At 70.4% G+C, this 1,246-nt stretch carries 1 protein-coding gene; it reads left to right on the top strand.

The features are described 5' to 3' along the window. Positions 1 to 72 precede the first annotated feature (72 nt). Positions 73 to 1,206: an IS30 family transposase gene (locus tag Q8A52_RS48845; RefSeq protein ID WP_456300761.1), complete on the top strand. Its 1,134-nt coding sequence runs from the start codon at positions 73 to 75 to the stop codon at positions 1,204 to 1,206. Positions 1,207 to 1,246 lie beyond the last annotated feature (40 nt).

Genomic DNA, 1,246 nt, shown 5'->3' with positions numbered 1-1,246 from the left:
ATCCGGGAGAACCGGGGCAAGGCTCAGGGCCGCAAGATCCTGGTCCGTGAGCGGGAGGAATACTTCCGGCTCATGGATCAGGGCCTGAGCAGCGCCGAAGCCTGCAAACGCGTCGGGATCAACTACCGGACGGGCAAGCGGTGGCGCAACGGCCGGGGCGCTTCGGGCAAGGACAAGGCGAGACCGCCGGTGCTTGCCGTGGTGCCGCCCGAAGGCCCGTCCCGGTATCTGCGCGAGGCCGACCGCATCCACATCGCCGACCGGCTGCGGGAGAAGGCCACCATCCGGCGGATAGCCGCCGAGCTGGGCCGCAGCCCATCCACGATCAGCCGCGAGATCCGCCGCAACCGGCACCCGGTCAACGGGCAGTACCGACCGCACGCCGCCCAGGCCCGCGCGGACACCCGCCGGCCCCGGCCCAAGCACGGGAAGATCGGCCAGAACCCCGAGCTGCGGGACTTCATCCAGCGCCACCTCGACCTACGGTGGAGCCCCGAGCAGATCTGCCAGGCTCTGCGGGCACAGTTTCCCGACCGGCCGGAGATGCACGTGGCCCACGAGACGATCTACCAGGCCCTCTACGTCCAGGGCCGCGGCGAACTGCGCCGGGAACTCGCCAGGGCCCTGCGCACCGGCCGCGCCCGCCGCAAGCCCCGCCGACAGGCCCAGCAGCGCACTCCACGGTTCTCCACCCCGATGGTCATGATCAGCGAACGGCCCTCCGAGGCCGAAGACCGGGCGGTGCCCGGCCACTGGGAAGGCGACCTGATCATCGGCAAGGACGGCAACTCCGCCATCGGCACCCTCGTCGAACGCGCCACCCGCTACGTGATGCTGCTGCACCTGCCCGAGGGCCGCACCGCCGAACAAGTCCGCGACGCGCTCGTCGAAACCGTCCGGACGCTGCCCGCTCACCTGGTGCAGTCCCTGACCTGGGACCAGGGCGCCGAGATGGCCGCCCACGGCTCCTTCACCGTCGCCACCGACATCCCGGTCTACTTCTGCGACCCGGCCAGCCCCTGGCAGCGCGGCTCCAACGAGAACACCAACGGACTGTTGCGGCAGTACTTCCCCAAGGGCACCGACCTGTCCGTCCACACCCGCGACCACCTGGCGGCCGTGGCCGCCGAGCTGAACGGCCGCCCACGCAAAACGCTCGGCTGGGAAACCCCAGCCGAGCGCCTGCATAAACTGCTCGCGGCCTGATCAACACGACCACGTGTTGCAACGACCCCTAGAAAGCGCC

It is taken from the genome of Streptomyces herbicida, assembly GCF_032656585.1.
GTDB lineage: Bacteria > Actinomycetota > Actinomycetes > Streptomycetales > Streptomycetaceae > Streptomyces > Streptomyces herbicida.
Note: the sequence above shows the minus strand (reverse complement) of the source record. Positions and strands in the feature narration are given on the sequence as shown.